The 21,036-nt window shown below is 75.9% G+C and carries 14 protein-coding genes, 1 tRNA gene and 1 pseudogene; 6 read left to right on the top strand and 10 right to left on the bottom strand.

Annotation, left to right across the window (positions count from 1 at the left end; all coding sequences use genetic code 11):
• Positions 1–90 precede the first annotated feature (90 nt).
• The gene (locus AB0M03_RS19150; protein WP_363492732.1) at positions 91–819 is read left to right on the top strand and encodes a sensor domain-containing protein; all 729 of its coding nucleotides are present in this window, start codon (positions 91–93) and stop codon (positions 817–819) included.
• A gap of 61 nt (positions 820–880) precedes the next feature.
• On the opposite strand, the gene AB0M03_RS19145 is transcribed toward AB0M03_RS19150, so the two are convergent.
• The 7 genes from AB0M03_RS19145 to AB0M03_RS19115 all read right to left on the bottom strand — a co-directional run bounded on the left by AB0M03_RS19145 (position 881) and on the right by AB0M03_RS19115 (position 9,670).
• A complete protein-coding gene (locus AB0M03_RS19145) occupies positions 881–1,948 on the bottom strand; it encodes a hypothetical protein (RefSeq protein ID WP_363492731.1) in 1,068 nt (355 codons plus the stop codon).
• 466 nt (positions 1,949–2,414) lie between these two features.
• A tRNA-Met gene (locus AB0M03_RS19140) sits at positions 2,415–2,488 on the bottom strand.
• A gap of 64 nt (positions 2,489–2,552) precedes the next feature.
• A complete protein-coding gene (locus AB0M03_RS19135) occupies positions 2,553–3,821 on the bottom strand; it encodes a PrsW family glutamic-type intramembrane protease (protein WP_363492730.1) in 1,269 nt (422 codons plus the stop codon).
• A gap of 131 nt (positions 3,822–3,952) precedes the next feature.
• Positions 3,953–4,783 carry a tRNA (guanosine(46)-N7)-methyltransferase TrmB gene (trmB, locus tag AB0M03_RS19130; RefSeq protein WP_363492729.1) on the bottom strand — a complete coding sequence of 277 codons (831 nt, stop codon included), beginning with the start codon at positions 4,781–4,783 and terminating at the stop codon, positions 3,953–3,955.
• A gap of 100 nt (positions 4,784–4,883) precedes the next feature.
• Complete coding sequence (gene lhgO, locus AB0M03_RS19125; protein WP_363492820.1) at positions 4,884–6,119, bottom strand: L-2-hydroxyglutarate oxidase; 1,236 nt, start codon at positions 6,117–6,119, stop codon at positions 4,884–4,886.
• Between the two features lie 112 nt (positions 6,120–6,231).
• Positions 6,232–7,821, bottom strand: a complete 1,590-nt coding sequence (locus AB0M03_RS19120) for a TROVE domain-containing protein (RefSeq protein WP_363492728.1) — start codon at positions 7,819–7,821, stop codon at positions 6,232–6,234.
• 427 nt (positions 7,822–8,248) lie between these two features.
• On the bottom strand, positions 8,249–9,670 hold the full coding sequence (locus tag AB0M03_RS19115; RefSeq protein ID WP_363492727.1) for an MFS transporter: 1,422 nt from the start codon (positions 9,668–9,670) through the stop codon (positions 8,249–8,251).
• 751 nt (positions 9,671–10,421) lie between these two features.
• Here AB0M03_RS19115 and AB0M03_RS19110 point away from each other — a divergent pair.
• Together AB0M03_RS19110 and AB0M03_RS19105 are read left to right on the top strand one after the other, a co-directional pair.
• The gene (locus AB0M03_RS19110) at positions 10,422–12,578 is read left to right on the top strand and encodes an asparagine synthase-related protein (RefSeq protein ID WP_363492726.1); all 2,157 of its coding nucleotides are present in this window, start codon (positions 10,422–10,424) and stop codon (positions 12,576–12,578) included.
• An 89-nt stretch (positions 12,579–12,667) separates the two neighbouring features.
• Complete coding sequence (locus AB0M03_RS19105; protein ID WP_363492725.1) at positions 12,668–13,171, top strand: universal stress protein; 504 nt, start codon at positions 12,668–12,670, stop codon at positions 13,169–13,171.
• Between the two features lie 26 nt (positions 13,172–13,197).
• Here AB0M03_RS19105 and AB0M03_RS19100 read toward each other — a convergent pair whose 3' ends face one another.
• On the bottom strand, positions 13,198–13,683 hold the full coding sequence (locus AB0M03_RS19100; RefSeq protein WP_363492724.1) for a MarR family transcriptional regulator: 486 nt from the start codon (positions 13,681–13,683) through the stop codon (positions 13,198–13,200).
• A gap of 181 nt (positions 13,684–13,864) precedes the next feature.
• On the opposite strand from AB0M03_RS19100, the gene AB0M03_RS19095 reads away from it, so the two are divergent.
• Positions 13,865–14,566, top strand: a complete 702-nt coding sequence (locus tag AB0M03_RS19095; protein ID WP_363492723.1) for a DsbA family oxidoreductase — start codon at positions 13,865–13,867, stop codon at positions 14,564–14,566.
• A 30-nt stretch (positions 14,567–14,596) separates the two neighbouring features.
• On the opposite strand, the gene AB0M03_RS19090 is transcribed toward AB0M03_RS19095, so the two are convergent.
• Entirely contained in the window at positions 14,597–16,567 is a 1,971-nt protein-coding gene (locus AB0M03_RS19090; RefSeq protein ID WP_363492722.1) for a sigma-70 family RNA polymerase sigma factor, read from the bottom strand.
• A 226-nt stretch (positions 16,568–16,793) separates the two neighbouring features.
• Positions 16,794–17,480: a helix-turn-helix domain-containing protein gene (locus AB0M03_RS19085; RefSeq protein ID WP_363492819.1), complete on the bottom strand. Its 687-nt coding sequence runs from the start codon at positions 17,478–17,480 to the stop codon at positions 16,794–16,796.
• A gap of 500 nt (positions 17,481–17,980) precedes the next feature.
• On the opposite strand from AB0M03_RS19085, the gene AB0M03_RS19080 reads away from it, so the two are divergent.
• The gene (locus AB0M03_RS19080; protein WP_363492818.1) at positions 17,981–19,315 is read left to right on the top strand and encodes an FAD-dependent oxidoreductase; all 1,335 of its coding nucleotides are present in this window, start codon (positions 17,981–17,983) and stop codon (positions 19,313–19,315) included.
• Positions 19,316–19,503: 188 nt separating this feature from the next.
• A pseudogene (locus AB0M03_RS19075) lies at positions 19,504–20,781 on the top strand (SpoIIE family protein phosphatase); the annotation flags it as partial.
• Positions 20,782–21,036 lie beyond the last annotated feature (255 nt).

The following is a 21,036-nucleotide window of genomic DNA, read 5'->3' as shown; positions in this document are numbered from 1 at the left end:
CCACCCCGGATCCGGCAGCGGGCTGCATTACGCCGGAGCGGCCGGTCCGGCACCGTGGTGTGCACACCAGGACGCACCGAGGGGGCCCCGATGACCACCGCACCGCTGTACTCGACCACCGGACTGCACCCGGCCACCGGCCGGCACCCGGCCGACGCGCCCGCCGCCCGCCGGCCCGGCTTCTTCCGGGCGCCGTTCTCCGGCACCACCTACCGGGAGGTCGGCTACGTCCTCACGGGCCTGCCGATCGCGATCGCCGCGTTCACCGTCGCCGTGACGCTCTTCTCGGCCGGTCTCGGCCTGGCGGTCACCGCGCTCGGCCTGCCCGTGCTGGCCCTGCTGCTGTCCGCGGCCCGCGGCTTCGGCGCACTGGAGCGGTACCGCGCCCGCACCCTGCTCGGCGCCGACATCGCGGCGCCCGCGCCGGTGCGGCCCGCCCGGGCCGGGTTCTGGGGCGCCGTCACCGCGCGGCTCGCCGACGGCGCCGGCTGGCGGGGAGTGCTGCACCAGGTGGTGATGTTCCCCTGGGCGGTGCTGAGCTTCGCCCTCACCGTCACCTTCCTGGTGACCGGCTGGGTCGTCGCCCTCTACCCGCTCTACCACTGGGTCTTCGCCCGCTACACCGACTGGCCCGGGTACCGGGTGTTCGACTTCACCACCGACGCCGGCCGCCACCACGAGTACTACATCACCTCGCCCGCGCAGATCGCCGGCGTCTCGGCGATCGGCATCGTCCTGGTGCTGCTCACTCCGCTGATGATCCGCGGCCTCACCGGGGTCAACCGCCTCGCCGCCCGCGGCCTGCTGGGCGGCCGCTGAGCAGCCGGGCGGGCGGCACCGGCCCGGCCCGCGCCGCTCGCCGGGGCCCGGCCGTACGGTCTCAGGGTGCTGCAGGTGTTTCCGGTGACTTCTGCACCTGAGCCGGGATCGTCGTCGGCGCAGGCTCCTTCCCGAGGCCGAGGCCGAGGCCGGGCGCCGCGGCCTCGCCCGGGCCGTTCCCGCCGGGGCCGCCGTCACCGCTGTCGCCGCGGGTGCCCGGGTCGCCCGCAGCGGGGGCCGGCAGCCGTCGCAGCACCTCGTCGGCCACGGCCCTGCGCCGCGAGTACGGCGGCACGTTCCTGGTGTTGCGGATCTTGTAGGCGACCGCCGCCCGCAGGGCCGCCCGCTGCTCCTCGCTCAGCGCGGCGCCGCCGAGCATGGCCTTGGCGGCGAGCAGTGCCTGCAGCAGCTCGAAGGGCGAGAGGTGCCGGTCGATGGCCGAGACGACCAGGTCGAGGTTCTCCGGGTCCGGCTTGCCCTGCAGCAGGGCCAGGGCCTGCACCCGCAGGCCCTCCACGCCCGTTCCGAAGAGGTCGCGCACCTGCTGCGGACTGAAGTTCAGCGACTGCGCGGCGAGCACCGTCTGGTTCACCGAGTCGGCCAGGGTCTGCCGGTCCGCGGCGGACAGCGCCCGGGCCAGCAGCAGCCGGGTGAGCAGCCACCCGGAGAGGAAGCCGAGGACGGTGAAGTACACCGAGAGCGCCGCCGCGAATCCGGCCGCACCCGGGCCGCCGCCGACGGCGGGGGCGAGCGCCTGGCCGAGCTCGTTCAGCCGCCGCGGGAACGTCCCGATCTGGGTGAGGCCGGCACCCAGAAGGATCTTGGTCAGCCAGTCGGAGACCTGTTCCAGGTTGGTGTTGGGCGCGTAGCTCGCGGTGGAGGTCGCGGCCTGGTCGTCCGGGTGGGCCGCGGCACCGCTGGTCAACAGCTTGGGGATGCCGAACAGGAAGCCCAGCAGGCCGCCGCCGACCGCGAAGGTCGCCGCGACGACCAGACCGCCGCCGAGCGCCCGGATCCCGTGTTCGCTCGCCAGCGCGTACAGCACCAGGCCGACCAGGCCGGCGCCGACCACCCCGATCAGCCCGATCCTCACCGCCGGTACCGGCTGTCCGCCGCGCTCCAACTGCACCGAGCCACCCCCCTGCCCCGGACCTGTCGTTCCGCAGTGACTGTAGCGGACCGTCCGATCACTCCGGGAGGTCGCTGCAGTCGTTGCAGGGTCCTTGCAGGCCGCCGCCGTGCGGCCGGGCCCGGACATGCAGACGGCCCGCGGGCTGTTTCCTCGGCACAGGCCCGCGAAGGGCCTGCGCCCGAGGCACCGGGGATGTACCGGTGAGCCCGCGGGCCGGGTGACTGCTTGGGTTTGCGCCTGCCGCCGGAGGCCGTTCGGCCCCGCTCCGCCACAGGCAGGGGCGGCTCTAGCGAGCAGCCACCTCACGCATCCTGGTGGTACTCAACTCAGGATCACCTCCTTTCAGTGTGCGGCCACCATAGGCACGCACCCCCGCGGAGGGCAATGGAATTTCCGGGTGCCGATTCTGCCCGGGTACGACGAAGGCCCGGCAGATGATCTGCCGGGCCTTCGTGCTACTGAGTAGCGGGGACAGGATTTGAACCTGCGACCTCTGGGTTATGAGCCCAGCGAGCTACCGAGCTGCTCCACCCCGCGTCGGTGAACCCAACACTACGTGACGGATGCGTGGAAGGGAAATCCATTACCGGCAGGGCGCCGGTCACCCGGTCAGCGGCGGGCGCGCCGGCTGCCGCGAGCGCCGGGCGCGGGCCCACACGGAGAGGCAGACCAGGGCGGCGAAGGCGGGCACCATCACCAGGCCGTAGATCAGCAGGAAGCCGTCGGTGCCCAGCTCGGCGGCGGCGTTCCACACCCCGTGCAGGCCGATCGCCGCGACCAGGCCGACCGGGGCGGCGAGCCGGGCGAGCCAGCGGCGGCCGGTGGTCAGGGTGACGGCGATGCCGAGGCCGGTGAGCGCGGTGAACAGCGGGTGCGCGAAGGGGGAGAGCAGGGCGCGGAGCACGAAGGTGTGCACCGTCGAGTCGAAGTCGCGCAGCGTGGGCGGCTCGCCGAACCCGATGGAGTCCAGCCGGGACTGCTGGTCGTCGGTGAAGGCGCGGCCCAGGTAGAGGGCGTTCTCGGTGAAGGCGAAGCCGCAGGCGGTGATCGCGCCGAGGACGAGGCCGGCGGCGAGCGTCCGCGGGCTGGACCGGGCCCGCGGGTGCGCCCTGCCGCCGGCGGGCGGCAGCACCGGCGGCCGGAAGTACGGCAGCGGCCTCAGGTGCGGGCGTATCCGGGGCAGCCCCGGGGTGCGCGAGCCGCGCGGCCGCGGCACCGGCGCGGGCGGGCCGTCCGGGGACGGCGCGCCCCCGGCCTCGTCGCGGGCGAGCAGCGCGCAGTTCAGGTCCTGGCGGCAGTTCGGCCGGCGGCGGAGCGGGACGAGCAGCAGGAGCAGGGCCGCCCCCTTGCAGAACTCCTCGATCAGCGGGGTGGCGACCTCCGCCCCGAGCGTCTCGCCGCGGGTGCTGCCCTGGTGGGCGACCAGGAAGTCGCTGGCCCAGCCGTTGGCGAGGAGGGCCACCGTGGTGGCGGCGCAGGCGCCCCAGGCGAGGCAGAACAGGGTGTGCCGCAGCGGCACCCGGGCCGTCTGGTTCAGCCAGGCCAGTGAGCCGAGCACGAAGGGCAGCGGCAGCAGGGCGAGCCCCAGCCCGACCAGCAGCCCGGTGGTGCCGGTCTGCCGCTGCACCAGGTGCAGGATCAGCACCCCGCTGCCGGCCAGCGCGAATGCCGCCAGCGAGGAGGACAGCGCCGGGTAGTGGAGCGAGCGGTGCAGGGCCTCCATGCGGCCCCAGAGCGGCAGCACGCGGCGCAGACCGCGCACCCGGGGCCCCGGATCGGTCCGGGTGCCGGCGGTGGTCGCGGGCGGTTCGTCGGCGGCAGTGCGGGCCGTGGTGCGGGGGGACGGGCTGCCGCTGGGCGGACGGCTCACCCGGAAAGCGTAGGCGACGCCTCCGCCGCAGCGGGAGTCCTCCGAACGATCCGTGTGCCCGGAATCACTCCGGGTGACGGACCGTCAGCTCCCGGTGGCGCAGTCCCGCCACCGGGCGTGGCGGTGTTCGGTCAGCGGCGGCGGAACAGCAGGTCGTGCACGATGTGGCCCTTGGCCAGGCCCGCGCGCTCGAACTTGGTCAGCGGCCGCCAGTCCGGCCGCGGCGCGTACCCGGGCACGCTGCCGGCCGGGCGCTCGGCGGGCTCCAGCCAGCCGCTGCCGTCACCCTCCGGGTGCAGGTTCTCCAGCTCGGGCGAGGCGGAGAGCACGTCCAGCATCTGCTCCGCGTAGTGCTCCCAGTCGGTGGCGCAGTGCACCAGGGCGCCGGGGGCGAGCTTGGGCAGCACCAGCTCCAGGAAGTGCGGCTGGATCAGGCGCCGCTTGTGGTGCTTGGGCTTCGGCCACGGGTCGGCGAAGTAGACCCGCAGACCGGCCAGCGAGGCGTCCGGCAGCATGTCGCGGAGCAGGATCACCGCGTCGCCCGCGGCGAGGCGGACGTTGCGGGAGCCGTCGCGCTCCAGCATCTGCAGCAGGTTGCCGTGGCCGGGGGTGTGGACGTCCGCGGCGAGGATGCCGGACGCCGGGTCGGCGGCGGCCATCGCGGCGGTCGTCTCGCCCATGCCGAAACCGATCTCCAGGGTGACCGGGAGGTCGCCGAAGAGCGCCGGCAGGTCCAGCGGGGTGCCGTCGATCGCGAGGCCGTGCTGCTCCCAGAGCCGGTCCAGCGCATCGGCCTGGGCGTTGGTCATCCGGCCGCGGCGCGGCTGGAAGCTGCGGATGCGCCGCTCCCGGTGCTGGGCCTCGGTGGCCTTGTGCGGGTACATCGGCGCGGGGTACCCGGCGGGGGCGGCGGAGAGCCGGGCGGACGGGGACAGCTCGGGGCTGGGGGCGGTGGCAGTCACAATCGCCCCAGTCTACGAGGGCCCGCCGGCGTCCAGGAGTGGCCCGGGCCGCACCGGGCGGCCGAGGGCGCCCGGACCGGCGCTCCGCCGCGGCCCCGGCTCAGCCGCCGGCCTCCAGCGCCGCCAGCGCACGGCGGGCGACCTCCCGGCCGATCGGCAGCGAGGCCGTCGCGGCCGGCGAGGGCGCATTGAGCACGTGCACCGCCCGGCGGGCGGAGGACGGGTCGTCCGGGTCGAAGCCGGCGAAGGCGAAGTCGTCCAGCAGCGAGCCGTCCCGGGCCACCGCCTGGGCCCGCACCCCGGCCGCGGTCGGCACCAGGTCGGCCGCGGTCACGGCCGGCAGCAGCCGCTGCACCGCCGTGGTGAACGCCCGCCGGGACAGCGAGCGGTGCAGCTCGCCGAGCTCGTACCGCCAGTGCCGGCGCGCGATCCTCCACGTACCGGGGAAGGCCGCCGTCCCGGCCAGGTCGCGCAGCCGCACCGTGCGCCAGTCGTAGCCCTCGCGGGCCAGCGCCGGCACCGCGTTCGGGCCGACGTGCACGTCACCGTGCACGCCCCGGGTGAGGTGCACTCCGAGGAACGGGAACGCCGGGTCCGGCACCGGGTACACCAGGCCGCGGACCAGGCCCCGCCGGTGCTCGGCGAGCTCGTAGTACTCGCCGCGGAACGGGACGATCCGCACCCCCGGGTCGTCCCCGGCCAGCCGGGCCACCCGGTCGCTGTGCAGGCCCGCGCAGTTCACCAGCACCCCGCAGCGCAGCTCGCCCGCGGAGGTCTGCACCGTCACCCCGTCCGTCCGGCGGGCCACCGCGCGCAGCTCGGTGCCGGTGCGCAGCACGGCGCCCTTCTCCTCGGCGAGCTCCGCGTACCGGCGGGCCACCGCGGGGAAGTCGCAGATGCCGGTGGTGCCGATGTGCAGGCCGGCCGCACCGCGCACCTCGGGCTCGTGGGCGGCGATCCCCGCCGCGTCCAGCTCGGTCACCGGGATGCCGTTGGCCCGGCCCCGCTCGGCGAGGGCGGCCAGCCGCGGCAGTTCCTCGGGCGAGGTGGCGACGATCAGCTTGCCGGTGACCTCGTACGGGATGCCCTGCTCGCGGCAGAACTCCACCATCTCGGCGGCGCCGCCGGTGGCGTACCGGGCCTTCAGCGAGCCCGGCCGGTAGTACACACCGCTGTGGATGACACCGCTGTTGCGGCCGGTCTGGTGCACGGCGAGAACCGGCTCCTTCTCCAGCACGGCGACCTGCAGCCCGGGCTGCGCCCGGGTCAGTGCATACGCCGTGGACAGCCCGACGATGCCGCCCCCCACCACCAGTACGTCGACGTCGTAGCGCACCTCGGCCCCTTCGTTCGGCTGCCCCCGCCGCAGCGATCGTGCCACGGCGGGACCGTACCGAGAAGGCAACCGGGGAGTTGCCCCACAAGGGGCGCGGGGAACTCCCGCGCCCCTACGGGTTGCCCTGGTCCTGCTCCCACGGCCAGTGGGCGTCGTGGCCGGCCTCCAGCAGCGGGATCAGCCGGAACGCCGCGTCGGTCAGGCCGCCGAAGGTGTGCCGCCGTGCAGTGCCGGAGGGCGCGTGGCCCGCCCGGTAGCCGGCCAGGTTCCAGGTGTAGACCGGGACCTGCGCCGGGACCGCGGCGAGCGGGTCGCCCTGCCAACCGCCGTACGCCTGCTCGTCGGTGACGATCACCACCCGGTCGTGGCCGCGGTAGTGCTTCTTGACGGCCTTGCCGGTCTCGGTGCCGCCGAGGTCGGAGAAGCGGTCCAGGACCTTCAGCACCGCCTCGCCGCGCTCCAGCCCGATCCGCCGGCTGGTGGTGCCGAACTCGACCAGGTCGGCGTCGGCCGCGCGCAGCGCCAGCGCCGCGCCGAAGACCGCCGCCGAGTCCGCCCGGTTGAGCATGGTCTGCGCGCTCGGCCGGTCGAACATCGAGCCGGAGCGGTCGACCAGGACGAGCGTGCGGCCGGGCAGCACCGGCACGTTGGCCAGCGAGTGGCCGAGCGCCTTCTCCAGCGCGTGGCCCCAGCGCAGCGAGGGCGCGTGCCGGTGGGCGGCCAGGTAGCGGAACGGGAACTGCTTGGACCGCTGCACCTCGCCCCGGTCGGAGATCCGCCGCGCGACCTGCTCGGCCACCGCGTCGGACACCCCGGCCTGGTCGAAGTTCCGCAGGTTGCGGACCAGCGCCATCGGCCCCATCGACGGGATGATCGCCTCCCAGACCGCCGCGTCCAGCGGACCCTGAAGCCAGCCGGCCAGCGCCTCCCAGGTCATGCCCGCCGCGGCCAGCCGCTCGGCGCCGCCGGGGCCGGTGACGACCGCGCGGCGCTGCTCGACCGGCAGCGCGAGCAGCTCGCGGCTTGCGGTCAGCAGGGCGTCGCCGGTCGGCGGCACGGCCTCGTCGGGGCGGTGCCGACGGTCCAGCGCGTACTGGAACAGCGGGCCCTGCCACGGCTTGTCGGGGTGCGGCGCCGGGTGGGTCAGCTCCAGCACGTCACCGAACCGGAAGCCCTTGGAGACGGTGTCGTACTTGAGCAGCGCGCGGCCGTTGTACAGGCGGCGGGCGGCGTCGGCGACACCCCGCTTGATCGGCTTCGGCAGCGCACGGCCGTACCGGGACGTCCAGTAGGCGAGCAGCTCGCCGGGCTCGTCGGGGCGCTGCAGCACCGCGTCGACGGCCTGCCGGGAGTGGCCGGGCGCCTTGGCGTCGAGCCGGGAGCGGGTGAACTCCGCGGCGCCGACCAGCGAGGCGGTGCGCATCGCGGCGCCGTACCGGAGCCAGCGCAGCAGGCCGAGCGTCCACTCCGGGTCGCTCACCGCGAGGGAGCGGACCAGGGCGGTGTACCGGTCGTCGCGTGCGCCGCCGCGCTCGTAGTAGGTGTCCTGGCCGACCAGGTTGGCGACGGCGAGCAGGAAGAGTTCGGACTTCTCGTCGCGCAGGTGGCCCGCACCGCCGGCGTGGTTGGCGGTGTGCTGCCCGGTCGTGGTCACGGGCGAGGTCGGGCCGGTCTTCGGACGGCGGATGTTGAAGCGAGACATGGTGATTCCCCCTGCGGGGAGGCACGGCGCGGCACGGGGCGTCCGAGATCACGGTGACGGCAGCGGCGACCGGGCTTCACAGCACCAGGAGGCGCTCCACTGGAAGGAGCCGCGGCCTGCGCACCGGACGCCCCGGCGCGACGCCTCCCGAGATCAAAAGTGGGTGCCGGCTCATTTCGTTGGAGGAAGTAACCGGTCCTGCGCACCGGGAGGTGGCAGTCGTATGAACGTGTAGGTGTCCAGAGAACAGAAGCGGCGGAGGTGACGTGTGCTGCTCTACCGACTGAGCTACACCGGCCCGAAGCCGATGGCGGGACTCGAACCCGCGACCCGCCCATTAACAGTGGAAGTAACCTCTGCCTGCGCACCTGGACGAGTAAGACGTTAGCCACCCGGCCGCCGGCCGCGCACCCGAATATCCGCCGGGTCAGGTCGAGCCGGCCAGCACCAGCCGCGCCCGCTCGGTCAACTCCCGCACCCGCCGCTCGTCCTGGAACGGCTCCAGGCGGCGCAGCAGCTCCAGCACGTACTCCCGGCTGCGCTGCGAGGAGATCCGCCCGGCCACGTCCACCGCGCGCTCCCCCGCCGCCACGGCCGCGTCCAGGTCCCCGGCCTCCGCCTCGGCCATCGCGGAGACCACCAGCCGCAGCGCGTGCGAGCGCACGTACCCCTCGGTCGGCCTGGCCAGCGCCTCCCGGGTGAACTGCCGCACCTTGGACGGCATGCCGAGGTCGCGGAAGCACTCCGCGGCGTCCGCCGCCAGCCGGTCGTAGGTGTAGAAGTCGATCCAGGTCGGGTCGGCGTCGCCGGGCCGGGAACGGTCCAGCGCGCCCTCGGCCGCGACCAGCGCCGTCGCGCAGGCCGCCGCGTTGCCCGCTCTCGCCTGCGCCCGCGCCTCCACCAGGTGGAAGAAGCTCATCGTCCGGGCCGTGGCCAGCCCCCGGTTGCGTTCCAGCGCGGCCTGCGCGAGGTCCACCGCCTCCTCGGGGAAGTTCCGGTACACCGCCTGCAGGCTCATCGACGCCAGCACGTACCCGCCGAGCGGCACGTCCCCGGCCGCCCGGGCCAGGCGCAGCGCCTGGATGTAGTACCGCTGCGCGGCCTCGTGCTGGCCGGTGTCGAAGGCCATCCACCCGGCCAGCCTGGTCAGTTCGGCCGTCGCACCGAACAGCGCCCGGCCCACCGCGTCGCTGTACGAGCCGAGCAGCAGCGGCGCCGCCTCCACCCGCAGGCACTCCGGCACCATGGACGAACGCCAGTCCCCGCCGCCGTACTTGGAGTCCCAGCGGCGGGCCTCCTGGGCCGCCTCGCGCAGCTTCGCCGCGTCCGAGTGGCCGACCCGGTACCCGGAGCGGTCCGGTGCGGCCGCCTCCCGGGCCACCGAGCCGTCCGCCGGGGTGATCAGCCAGCGGGAGACCGGAGTCGCGTACGCCGAGACCGAGAACGTGCCCGCCAGGCTGTCGCTCCACCGGCCGCCGCCCGGGCCGCGCCGCAGGTCCAGGTCGACCCGCCACAGCTCGGTCGCCGACCGCACCGCCTCCGGGACCTCGCGCGGGAACTCCAGGCCGAGTTCCGGCGTCGGCTGGGTGTCGCCCAGCCCGATCTCCTCCAGCGGCACCGGGCGGCCCAGCTTGCTGCCGAGCGCGGTCGCGATCAGATGGGGCACCGGCCGCTGCGGCACCATGCCCTTGGTGACCCACCGCGCCACCGACGTCTTGTCGTAGCGCAGCGTCAGACCGCGCTGCGCACCGAGGTCGTTGACCCGGCGGGCCAGGCCGGCGTTGCTGATCTGGGCGAGGGACAGGAGTGCGCCGAGCCGTTCGTTCGGCCCTCGTGAGCTGGCGGTCATGGTGGCGGTGGCACCCCCTGGCGAGGTCCTGCGCGGAGGGTGGCGCGCGAAGTGCGGCCACCCGCTGCACCTAGCGTAGTCGGACGCGTTCCGAGGGTTAAGAGGCCGCATTCCGGATGGCGGGATCGCGCGCCCGAACGGCCTGTCGGCGACGGTCCGCCCGAGGGTGCGACGGAATCCACTGCTCGGCCGTGCACCGTCCCGGACTCCCGTGCTCCGGTCCCGTGCCCATGTGCGCCCGCCCGTGCCCCCTGGCCGCAGTGGCAGGTGGGCGATTCGCTGGACCCCGTGGATCGGCCCGCCGTCGAGGACCCGGCGGGCCGGGGGAACCGCTGCCGCCATCCCCGCGGGCAGCGGTGGGTCCGGGAGGGCATGCGGATGCCCTCCCGGGCAGTGCGACGCCTTTCGGCCATCCGTCGATGTCCATGCCACGAGGCGCAGGGGGCGACCCGGGCCACGGAGGGGGCGGCCCGGTCCGCCCGCGGGGCACCGCCGCTCGGCCGGCCCGTCCGCCGGCCGGGCCGCGCCCCCGCAGGCCCGCCCCCGCGCTGCCGCCCTGCCCCGCAGACGGAGTGACGGGCCATCAGATCGGGTGATCCGGCCGGGCCGGTCGGCCGCCGCTTCCGTGCGTCCGCCGTGATCCGCTGCCGCAACTCGGGTCACACGGCGCACATCCGGTGGCACGATGTCTCCTGCGGCGCACCGTTTCCGGACACCCCGTGCGCTCGACCCCTCGTCAGGTGGAGGCGCGATGCGGTGGCTCACCGGCTGGAGCGGAGGGCCGCACGGCACCGGCGGCCCCTCGCCCGAAGGCGTCCGCCCGATCGCCGGCACCGCCCTGTGGACGGGCCCCAACCCGCTCTGGGCGGTCGGCGACTGGCGGCACGACGAGATCCGCCTGGTCACCCTGCGCCCCGGCGCCGACCCCGTCGTCACCACCGGCCCGCCCCCCGGCGGCAGGCCGGACACCGAGCCCGCCGACACCCCGGCCACCACCCGCCTCGCCGTCCTCGGCCGCTGCGGCGCCACCGACGCCGAACTCGCCGACGGCCTCGCCGCGGCCCGCGGCGGGGCCGTCCGCCACCTCACCGGCTGGCCCGGCAGCTACACCGCCGTCCTGCGCACCGGCACCCGCTCCACCGTGCTGCTCACCGACCTCGCCGGCGCCCAGCCGGTCTTCCACACCCCCTGGCACGGCGGCACCGCCTACGCCACCGCCGCCCTGCCGCTCGCCGACCTGATCGGCGCACCGGTGGACACCGGCCACCTCGCCGCCCTGCTCGCCTGCCCCGAGTCGCCCGAGGCGCTCGGCCACGGCACCCCCTACGCGGGCGTGCACCGGGTGCCGCCCGGACACTCCCTCGGCATCCGCGGCGGCCGCCCCTACCTCGCCTCCTACGAGCAGGACCCGGGCCCCGGCCGCCGCGAGGACGCCCCCGCCGTCCGCGAACTCACCCGGACCCTGCTGGAGGCCGTCCGCTGCCGGGTCCGCACCACCGCGCACAACCCCGCCCCCAGCACCCCCGAGGACGCCGCCGACCGTCCCCGGCTCGGCGTCGACCTCTCCTACGGCACCGCCTCGGCCACCGTCGCCCTGCTCGCCGCCGCCGTCCCGATCGCCCCCGCCGCCGGACCGGCCGGCCGCTTCCCCGCCCGCCCGGCCGCCACGGCACCGCGCACCGGCGCCGTCAAGGGCTCCTGGGCCCGCCGGCCCGCCGCCGACACCACCCCCGGGAACGAGGGCGAGGCCCTCACCGCCGTCACCCACGCCGACACCGACGGGCTCGCCCTGGCCGTCGACGTCCCCCGGCTCCGGCACGTCGTCGTCCCGCCCGGCCTCCCGTACACCGACGTCGCCGACGACCCGCTCGCCGGACCGCTCACCGACGAACCCGGGCCCGCCCTCACCGCCGCCGCCCTCACCGCCGCCCGCTTCCGCGCCGGCGGCACCGACCACCTCACCGGCTACGGCGCCCGCCAGGTCCTCGACGGCCATCCCGCCCGCCTCGCCGACCTCGTCCGGGCCGGCCGCGCCCGCGAACTCCTCGCCCCCGTCGCCGCCCTCGCCGGAGCCGACCGCGCCACCGCCGGAGCCCTCACCGGCACCGTCCGCACCCCGGTCACCGTGCTGCGCGCCGCCCACCGGCTGGCCCGCACCGGCTACGCCGACGCGCTCGACGACCTCGCCGTCCGGCTGACCGTCCGCCACTTCGCCGAACCGCCCGGCACCGCCGGCGCCAGCTCCGCCGCCGACCTCGCCTGGACCGTGCCCGGCCCGGCGGCCCGCTGGCTCTCCGACGAGGCCCTCGCCACCGTCGCCCAGCGGCTGCGGACGGCCGCCCGCGGCCCGGCCCCCGCCGAACACCCCGGCGCCCGCCGCGCCCGCCTCGCCCTGCACCGGCACGCCACCGCCTACCGCACCCTCGTCCAGGCCGCCGAACAGCGCGGCCAGCGTCTGCACGCGCCCTTCCTCGACAACCAGGTCGTCCGCGCGGCCCGGCTGCTCCCCGACGACACCCGGCTGCAGCCCGGCGCCCGGCACGCCCTGCTCCGCTCGGTCCTCACCGGCGCCGGACGCACCGACCTGCCCGCCGACTGGGGCCGCACCCCCAGGCCCGACCGCGCCGACGAGGCCCGCGCCGGCCTGCGCCGCGCCGCCGACGGCCTGGCCGAGCTCTTCCACCGCCCGCTCCTCGCCGAAGCCGGCCTGATCGACCTGCCCGCCGTCCGGCAGACCCTCGCCACCGCCGCCGAACCCGGCAGCGGACTGCCTCCCGGCACCCTGGCCGGCCTCGCCGACCTGATCGCCACCGAGCTCTGGCTGCGCCGCGTCGCCGCGCGCCGGCACGGCTCCTGCTGGACGGGCCTCCCACCGGTGGAGCGCAAGGCCCTCGCCAGACCGGCCTGAACCCGGCCGGGCGGGCCCTAGCCGGTCGCGGAGTCCGGCCCCGGCGCGTCCGTCCGTGGCGGGCCACGCTGACGCGGCATCATGACCGGGTGGCTGCCGCGATGGTCCCCCTGCCCGTGCTCGCCGAGCCGCCCCCGGCGGGCCGCCCCGGCGTCCTGGCCGCCTGCGACGGCTCCGACGGCTCGCTGTGGGCGCTCGACCGGGCGATGACCGAGGCCGAACTGTTCGGCCTGCCGCTGTACGTCCTGGCCGTGGTCAACCCCTCCCCTGCCGGCTACCCGCCCGGCATGGTCGAACTCGTCCAGCCGAGCATCGAACTGCTGGCGGAGAGCATGGCCGACGGGCTGCGCCGCGCGGTGGACACCGTCCAGGCCGCCCGGGCCAGGCCGTACGGCGGGGAACTGCAGCTGCACGTGGTGCTGGGCAGCGTGATCGAGGTGGTGCTCGCCGCCTCCGCGGGGCAGCACACGCTGGTGCTCGGCACCCGCGGCAACGGCGGCTTCACCCGGCTGCTGCTGGGCTCGGTGAGCACCGCGGCGGTGCACCACGCGAACTGCCCGGTGCTGGTCGTCCCGGCCCCGCCCGCCGACTGACCGGGGCACCCTCCGCGTGGGGTGCGTCAGATCGCCAGGCGCGCCGCCGCCGCCCGCTGCCGGGCGGCGCTGCCGGCCAGGAACCGCAGCACCACCTCCAGCTCCGCGGTGCCGAACTCCTCGCAGAGCCCGCCGACCTCGCGCTCCCAGTCCTCGGACAGCGCGGCCAGCCGTGCGGACGCCTCCGGCCGGTGCTCCACCAGGACGCGCCGCCGGTCGGCCGGGTGCGGGACGCGGCGGACGAACCCCTTGCGTTCCAGGCGGTCGACCAGCCCGGTCACCGAGGCGGGTGCGAGGCCGGAGCGCTCGGCGAGTTCCTTGGCGGTCAGCGGACCGCCGCGCTGCAGCAGGTCCAGCGCCCTCGCCTCGCTCGCGCCCAGACCGGCCTTCTCGGCGACCGCGGTGCGGAAGGCCGCCGCCGCGGCGCCGGACGCCCGGCAGGCCTCGTGGACCTGGGCGAGCACCGCGTCGCGGGGGCGGTCAGCGGAGGCGGGGTCCGGTCGCTCGGCCATGGGCCCAGCGTAGCCGCGCCCTTCGGCGGGCCGAACATTCCGCCGCTCCGAAGGAAAAGGCGACCCCGGCACGCGGCCGGGAATGCGGGTCGACAGTTGACCGTTCAACCCTTTGTGGACCGGGCCCCGCACCCCCTGGCCCGCGCACGGACCGCAACCCTCGAACAGGAGCCGCAACCCCATGAAGGTCGAGATCTACTCCGACATCGCCTGCCCCTGGTGCTACATCGGCAAGCGCCGCTTCGAGCAGGCGCTGGACCGCTTCCCGGGCAAGGACGCCGTCGAGGTGGTCTACCGGCCGTACCAGCTCGTCCCCGACGCCCCCGAGCAGGCCACCCCGCACCGCGACTGGCTCGCCGCCCGCTTCGGCCCGCAGTCCGTCGCCATGGACGCCCGGGTCACCGAGCTCGGCGCCGCCGAGGGCATCACCTACGACTTCGACGCCGCCCTGCACGCCAACACCTTCCTCGGCCACCGCCTGCTGCACCTCGCCGAGACCGAGTACGGCGCCGCCGTGCAGGCCGACCTCAAGGAGCGGCTGCTCAAGGCGCACTTCACCGACGGCGTGGACATCGGCGACCGGGCGCAGCTCACCGAGATCGCCGTCGCCGCCGGCATGGACGGCGGGCGCGCCGCCGCCTACCTGTCCGGCGAGGAGGGCACCGAGGAGGTCCGGGCCCAGCTCGACCGGGCCCGGGCGCTCGGCATCAGCGCCGTCCCGACCTTCGTCTTCGAGGGCCGCTGGGCGGTGCAGGGCGGCCAGGAGGCGGACACCTTCCTGCGCGTTCTGCAGCAGGTCGCCGAGGAGACCGGCGCCCTCGTCCCGGCACCCGGCACCGAGGCCGCCGACGGGGCCTGCGCGGACGGCTCCTGCGCGGTCTGACCGGCTCCGGCGGACGCGCCCGGCCACCCGTCAGCAGGTGAGCCGGGCGTTCGCCCAGTCGGCGACGTCGATCAGCGCCCGGCCGCCGTCGACCCGTTCCGCCACCAGCCGGATCGAGGTCTGACCGGCCAGCGCGGCGTGCACCCGCACCGGGCCGCTGCCGGCCCGCACCGGGCCCGACCGCCACAGCACCGTGCCGTCGCCGCCCTGCACGCTGAACACCACACTCCCGTGGCCGACCGCCAGGTCGTCAGGACCGGCCACCGCGTCGAACGCGGTACAGCTGCGGTTCAGGTCCACCGCCACCCGGGACGGCACGTGGACGCTCAGTGCGTGCCAGTGCCACCGCCCGGCCATCCACAGGCCCGGCCGCTGCGCCAGCGTCCCGCCGCCGTGCCGGATGCTCGGCCGGCCCTCGGCCTGCGCCTCCCGCCGTCCCGGACCGGCGAACGGCAGGTCGTCCAGCCAGAACACGGTGGGCACCGGTGGGGTGGGCGTCGGCGACGGCGTCGGCGTGGGCGTCGGGGGCTGCGGGGTCGGCGTCGGGGTCGGGACGGGCTCCGGGGTCCGCACCGGGGACGGCGGCTCCACCACCGGCGACGCGGTCGGCGTCGGGGTCGGGACGGGCACCGCGGGCCGCCGCGGCGGCGCCGGCTGCGGCACCGCCCCAGGGCTCGCCGACGGACTCGGCACCGGCTCCGGAGCACGGGGCACCGGCGGCCGCTCCGGGGCGGACGCCATCGGCCGGGGCGCGGCCACCGGGGGAGCGTCCGACGGGCCGCTCAGCGCGTACGCGGCCACGGCCGCCGCGGCCAGCGCCACACTCGCCGCGATCCCGGCCTTGGCCGCGACCCCCAGGCCCTCGCCGGCGACCACGCCGACCGAGCCCGCGCCGCCCGCCGCGGCACCGCCGGCCGTCGCGGCACCGCCCGCGGCCGCGGCACCGACCGCCGCCCCCGCCACCGCGGCACCGCCGAGCACCGCGGCCGCAGCAGCCGTGAAGGCGCCCGTACCCACCCACACCAGCACGCCCCCGGGCAGCACGGCCCGCAGACTGTGGTTGATGTCCGCCAGCTCCAGGCAGGCGGCCGTGCAGCGCGCGCACTCCTGCACGTGCCGACCCACCTCGGTGGTGGCCCGCTTGCGCAACGAGCCCCGGGCGTACGCACCCAGCCGGTTCGCGTACGCCGCACAGGACTGCTCCTGGCTGCCCGACACGTGCGCCTGGAGGAAGGCCGCGGCCAGCCGGTCCCTGGCCCGGTGCGCCTGCACCGCCGTCGCATTGGCCGTCTTGCCCAGCATCACCGCAACGGTCTTCGGCGACTCCCGCTCGACCTCGGTGTGCCACAGCACCACCCGGTCGTCCTCAGGGAGTTCGGCATAGGCGCGCATCACCATCCGGCGGTCGGCCAACGCCATCGCCCAGGCGTCCGCCCCCGGATCGGCCAGGTCGTACTCGATCGCCGCACCCGAACCCTGGGTGAACGAACCGAAGTCGTCGACCAGCTGCTCGCGCCGCTCGCTGCGCGCCCAGGCCGCCGCCACATTGCGCACCGCGGTCAGCAGGTACGCGCGGACGGCGAACTCCGGCCCCCGGCCCGCCTTCAGCGCCTGCAGCGTCCGGGCGAACACCTCACCGGCGAGATCCTCCGCCGTGAAGCTGTCCCGGCAGCAGGTCCGGGCATAGCGGCGCACCGCATCCGCGTGCCGCCGGTAGACCTCCTCGTACGCCGCGTCGTCACCGGACCGCACCCGGTCCGTCAACTCGGCATCGGAAGGCGGGCGTTCGCCGTCCACCGGCTCGGCCGGCGCGGGCACCACGGCGCGCGCCGGCAACTCCTCCCCGACGAACGCCTCCGGCGTCACACCGCCCTGGCCGGCCGCCGCCTGGCCGGGCACCCGGCCCACCAGCGACTCGCGCAGCGGCGCACCCGCCTGGTCCGGCACATGGCCGGACGGGCCCGCGCCCGCACCGGGTTCGTTCCGCTCCTCGGCGCTCACCGGCGCCCCCCGGAATCCACCGGACCGGGCACCACCGCCGGAGGTGCCGCCACGGCACCGGCGACCGGGCACCGGCAGCGAACTGCGGGAACGGCGCGCAACGGGACAATGGCTCCAAGCACGGGCAAAGGATTGCATAGCACAGCGCCGGCCGGAAGCCGGACCTGCCGCGACCCACTCGTACGAGCGCCGCACCGGACACCCGGCCCGGCAACAACTCCCTTGCTCAGTGCGCCTGCAGACCCTGCAAAAGGATCTGCAGCAGCCGCTGCGCCGGAGCATCACCGGATTGACCGTCCGTCGGATCGCCGTCCCCGGGGAGGGCCGCAGCCGCATGCACCGGCACCGCTGCCGTCAGCACCAGCACCACGTCCGACACCGTCACCCCGGCCCGCAGCTCACCGGCCGAGGCCGCCCGCGCCACCAGTGCCGCCACCAGCTGCAGCAGCAGCCGCGGATCGGCGTCCGCCGCAGCCCGGTCCTCCGCACCGAGCACCTCGGGCCCGGCCTCCGACCCGCGCTGCCCGGGCACCCGGCCCAGCTCGACCGCGTACCGGAACGCCTCCGGAGGCAGCAGCCGGCCCGCGCCGGACGCCACCGCCCGTCCCAGGAACTCCGCCAGCGACTCCCATGCCGTGCCGCCGCCGTACAGCGACTCACGGGCCTGCGCCGTCAGCCAGGCGACCTCCTCGGCCGCGATCCGGCGGACCAGCACCTCCTTGCTCGGGAACCGCCGGTACACCGTGCCGACACCCACCCCGGCCCGCCGCGCGACCTCCTCCATCGGCGCGTCGTAGCCGAGTTCGCCGAACACCTGGCGGGCCGCCCGCAGCACGCTCTCCAGGTTGCGCCGGGCATCCACACGCAGCCGCCCCGGCCGCCCGGAGGCCGCCGGCCCGCCCGCCGCCAGCAGCTCCGCCCCGGCCGGGCCGCGCTGCTCAGGGACCGAGCCGTGGCCCGTCCCGCCCCGCCCGTGCACCGGCGACACCACGCCACCCGACAGGCGATCCTGATCCGTCACTTCAACCCTCCCCCGCGGGCACCGTCGGCGCCCGCCCCAGCCGGCCGCACCCCCCGGTGCGGCCTCATGCCGTCCGCAACTCACGGGTGCGGACTACACCCTTCCCCACTTCCCCGCCGGCCAGTCGGCCGCCGGTTCGATCGACCCCGACCTTGACGGAGCACAATCCGACCATAGTTCAGGCGAGTTCGTGGCAGAAGCGGACCTCCCGCACCCGATCGGACTCCCGCGAACCGCCCCCGCCGCGACACATCCGGCCACGGAGGCCACATCCGACCCAGCCGATCCGGTTCGCCCTGTGGACAAACCCACCCCCCGCATTGCCTCATTGGAGGGCGTCCCCGCGGGACGTGAAACAGGTCACACGGCCCACGGACGGCAGGGGGTGCCCCATCAGGATTCTCATCGTCGGCGGCGGATGCGCCGGCATGGCCGCGGCCCTCGCACTCCAGCAGTCCCTCGCCGCCCGGCTGCGCACCGGCGAGGCCGAGATCACCGTGGTCGAGCCGCAGCCCTACCTGACCTACCAGCCGCTGCTCGCCGAGGTCGCCGCCGGCAGCATCGACCCCCGCCACGTGGTCGTCCCGCTGCGCCGGGTCCTCCCGCAGTGCCGCGTGCTCACCGCGCGGATCACCCGCATCGACCACGCCGGACGCCGCGCCCTGGTCGACACCGCGCCCCGCGGCACCGCCCCCGCCGTCACCGAACTCCGCTACGACCACCTGGTGCTGACCCCCGGCGCGGTCTCCCGCACCGACCCCGTCCCCGGCCTCGCCGAGCACGGCCTCGGCTTCTCCACCGTCGGCGAGGCGGTCGCCCTCCGCAACCACGTGCTGGAGCAGCTCGACCTGGCCTCCTCCACCCGCGACCCGGAGCTCCGCCAGGCCGCCCTCACCTTCGTCTTCGTGGGCGCCGGATACGCGGGCGTGAGCGCCCTCGCCGAGCTCGAGGACATGGCCAGGTACGCCGTCCGCGGCTACCACAACCTCACCGCCGACGACCTCCGCTGGCTCCTCGTCGAGGCCACCGACCGCATCCTTCCCCAGGAGCCCGCCGACCTCGCCGCCCACACCCTCGCCGAACTGCGCGAACGCAGCATCGACGTCCGCCTCTCCACCAGGCTGGAGTCCGCCGCGGACCGGGTCATGGCCCTCTCCGACGGCAGCCGCTTCGCCGCCCGCACCCTGGTCTGGACGGCAGGAGTCCGCCCCGCCCCGCTGCTGCGCGACACCGACCTCCCGCTGGACGCCACCGGGCGCGTCCGCTGCCTGCCCACCCTCCAGGTCCGCGGACCCGGCGGCGCACCCCTCGCCGGGGCCTGGGCCGCCGGCGACTGCGCGGCCGTCCCCGACCCGGCGTCCGAGGACGCGCTGTGCGCCCCCAACGCCCAGCACGCGCTCGCGCAGGCCCGGCTCCTCGCCGACAACCTGGCGGCCGACCTGGAACGCCGCACCCCCGCCCCGTACCGCCCCGAGCGCGTCCACTGCTCCACCTCGCTCGGACTGCGCCGCGGCGTCGCCCACACCCGGCGCGGGCGGGTCACCGGCCGCCGCGCCTGGTGGCTCCACCGGGCCCGCCACCTGCGCCGACTGCCCAGCCTCGACCGCCGCGTCCGGGTCTTCACCGACTGGCTGCTCGGCGGGATCTTCAGCCGCGAAGTCGTCTCCCTGGGCTCCATCGAGCACCCGCGCGCGGAGTTCGAGTCAGGCTTCCCCGAGCACGGTTAGCGCCCCCGCGCACGCCGGTCTGTAGCGAATGCGCCGGACCGGCGATACGACTTCCGGAACGACACCTCCGCCTGACAGGATCAGCCCACCCGATCATCACCACCCGTGCCGCCCCGGGCACGTCGTGTGATGGCCACTCAGAAACCGCAAGCCCCCACACCCCGAGGAAGCGGCCGACGTTGAACCTCATGCGCTGGAGCGCTCGGCTCACCGGAACCCCATGGCGCCCCGCCCCGTCCTCGACGTCCATCGAAACCGTCCCCCTCCCCGGCCCCCGCGACCCCGGCGCCGCGCCCGGCGCCCTCGACCACCGCGAGATCCACGAGCTGTACGAGCTGCGCGGTGTCCTCGACCGGCTCCCGGCCCCCGTCGCCGTCACCTACGGGCCGCTCCACCAGCTCGGGTACGCCAACAACGCCTACCGCGAGCTCTTCGGCGAGCGCACCGCCGGTTTGCCCGCCGCCGAGGGACTCCCCGAACTCGGCGCCCTCGGCGTCCTCCCCCTCATGGACCAGGCCCTCCGCGGCGGACGGCCGCGCAGCGTGAAGGCCCGCTGCATCCTCGGCGCCGCCGGCAGCCGCTACTACAACGTCGCCTGCGTCCCGCTGGCCGCCGCCCCCGCGCCGGCCCCGCCCGCCCCGGCCTCGCAGGACGGCGCCGAGCCGCTCCGCCCCGCCGCCCAGGACCTGTCCCGCCCTCCCGCCGGCCTGCTCATCTACGCCGCCGAGGTCACCGACCAGGTCCAGGCCGCCACCCGGGTCCGGGAAGCCGAACGCCGCCAGCGCGAGGCCGCCGTCACCCTGCAGCGCAGCCTCCTCCCGCAGAAGCTCGAACAGCCCGCCGACCTCCGGGTCGCCGCCACCTACCAGCCCGGTGGCGCCGACGCCGCGGTCGGCGGCGACTGGTACGACGTGATCCGCCTCGGCAACGGCCGCACCGCCCTCGTCATCGGCGACGTGATGGGCCGCGGCCTGCGCGCCGCAGCCGTCATGGGCCAGCTGCGGACCGCCGTCCGCGCCTACGCGCGGCTCGACCTCCCGCCGCACGAGGTCATGGGCCTCCTCGACGGCCTGGCCATGGAGATCGACGCCAACCAGATCGCCACCTGCACCTACGCGGTCTGGGACCCGGCCCCCGGCACCCTCGAGTACGCCTCCGCCGGTCACCTCCCCCTGCTACTGCGCTGCCCCGACGGCAGCGTCCTGCAGGGAGAGGAGCAGAACGGCCCGCCGCTCGGGACAGGGACGGGCAGCCACGTCTCCCACACCCTGAAGCTCCTGCCCGGCACCACCGGCGTTCTCTACACCGACGGCCTGGTCGAGCGCCGCGACGAGGACATCGACCACGGCCTGGACCTGCTCGCCCGCACCCTGGCCGGCGCCGCCGGCAGCCCTGAGGTGGTCTGCGCCCGGCTGCTGCGGGCCATGGGCGTCACGGCGGAGCACGACGACGACGTGGCCGTGCTGGCCTTCCAGCTGCCACTTGAACCGGAGGCGTCGGATGTGTAAAGTTCTTCGAGTTGCCTGGCAGGGAGCACCGGACGAGCGTTCTGCGCGGACGGTCCCGGGGCGGCCAGTCCCTTGAAACACCACTTCCCGGCTCGGGCTGGGTCGCGTCTTGTCGCGCCCCAGTGCGAATTCGGCGTGCCTGTTTATAGGAATTGCATTCGGATTGCGGCCGATTCGCTTCTCGGAGCGGGGATCGGCTAAGGTTTGAAACGT

The organism is Kitasatospora sp. NPDC051914 (genome assembly GCF_040680995.1).
In the GTDB taxonomy this organism is placed as follows: Bacteria; Actinomycetota; Actinomycetes; order Streptomycetales; family Streptomycetaceae; genus Kitasatospora.
This window is presented reverse-complemented; position numbering and strand designations above follow the sequence as displayed.

Excerpts from the sequence above, each read along its gene's own strand:
- AB0M03_RS19100 (WP_363492724.1), bottom strand. The coding sequence starts at position 13,683 with ATGGCCGAGCGACCGGACCCCGCCTCCGCTGACCGCCCCCGCGACGCG.
- AB0M03_RS19095 (WP_363492723.1), top strand. The coding sequence starts at position 13,865 with ATGAAGGTCGAGATCTACTCCGACATCGCCTGCCCCTGGTGCTACATC.
- AB0M03_RS19120 (WP_363492728.1), bottom strand. The coding sequence starts at position 7,821 with ATGTCTCGCTTCAACATCCGCCGTCCGAAGACCGGCCCGACCTCGCCC.
- AB0M03_RS19150 (WP_363492732.1), top strand. The coding sequence starts at position 91 with ATGACCACCGCACCGCTGTACTCGACCACCGGACTGCACCCGGCCACC.
- AB0M03_RS19110 (WP_363492726.1), top strand. The coding sequence starts at position 10,422 with ATGCGGTGGCTCACCGGCTGGAGCGGAGGGCCGCACGGCACCGGCGGC.
- AB0M03_RS19115 (WP_363492727.1), bottom strand. The coding sequence starts at position 9,670 with ATGACCGCCAGCTCACGAGGGCCGAACGAACGGCTCGGCGCACTCCTG.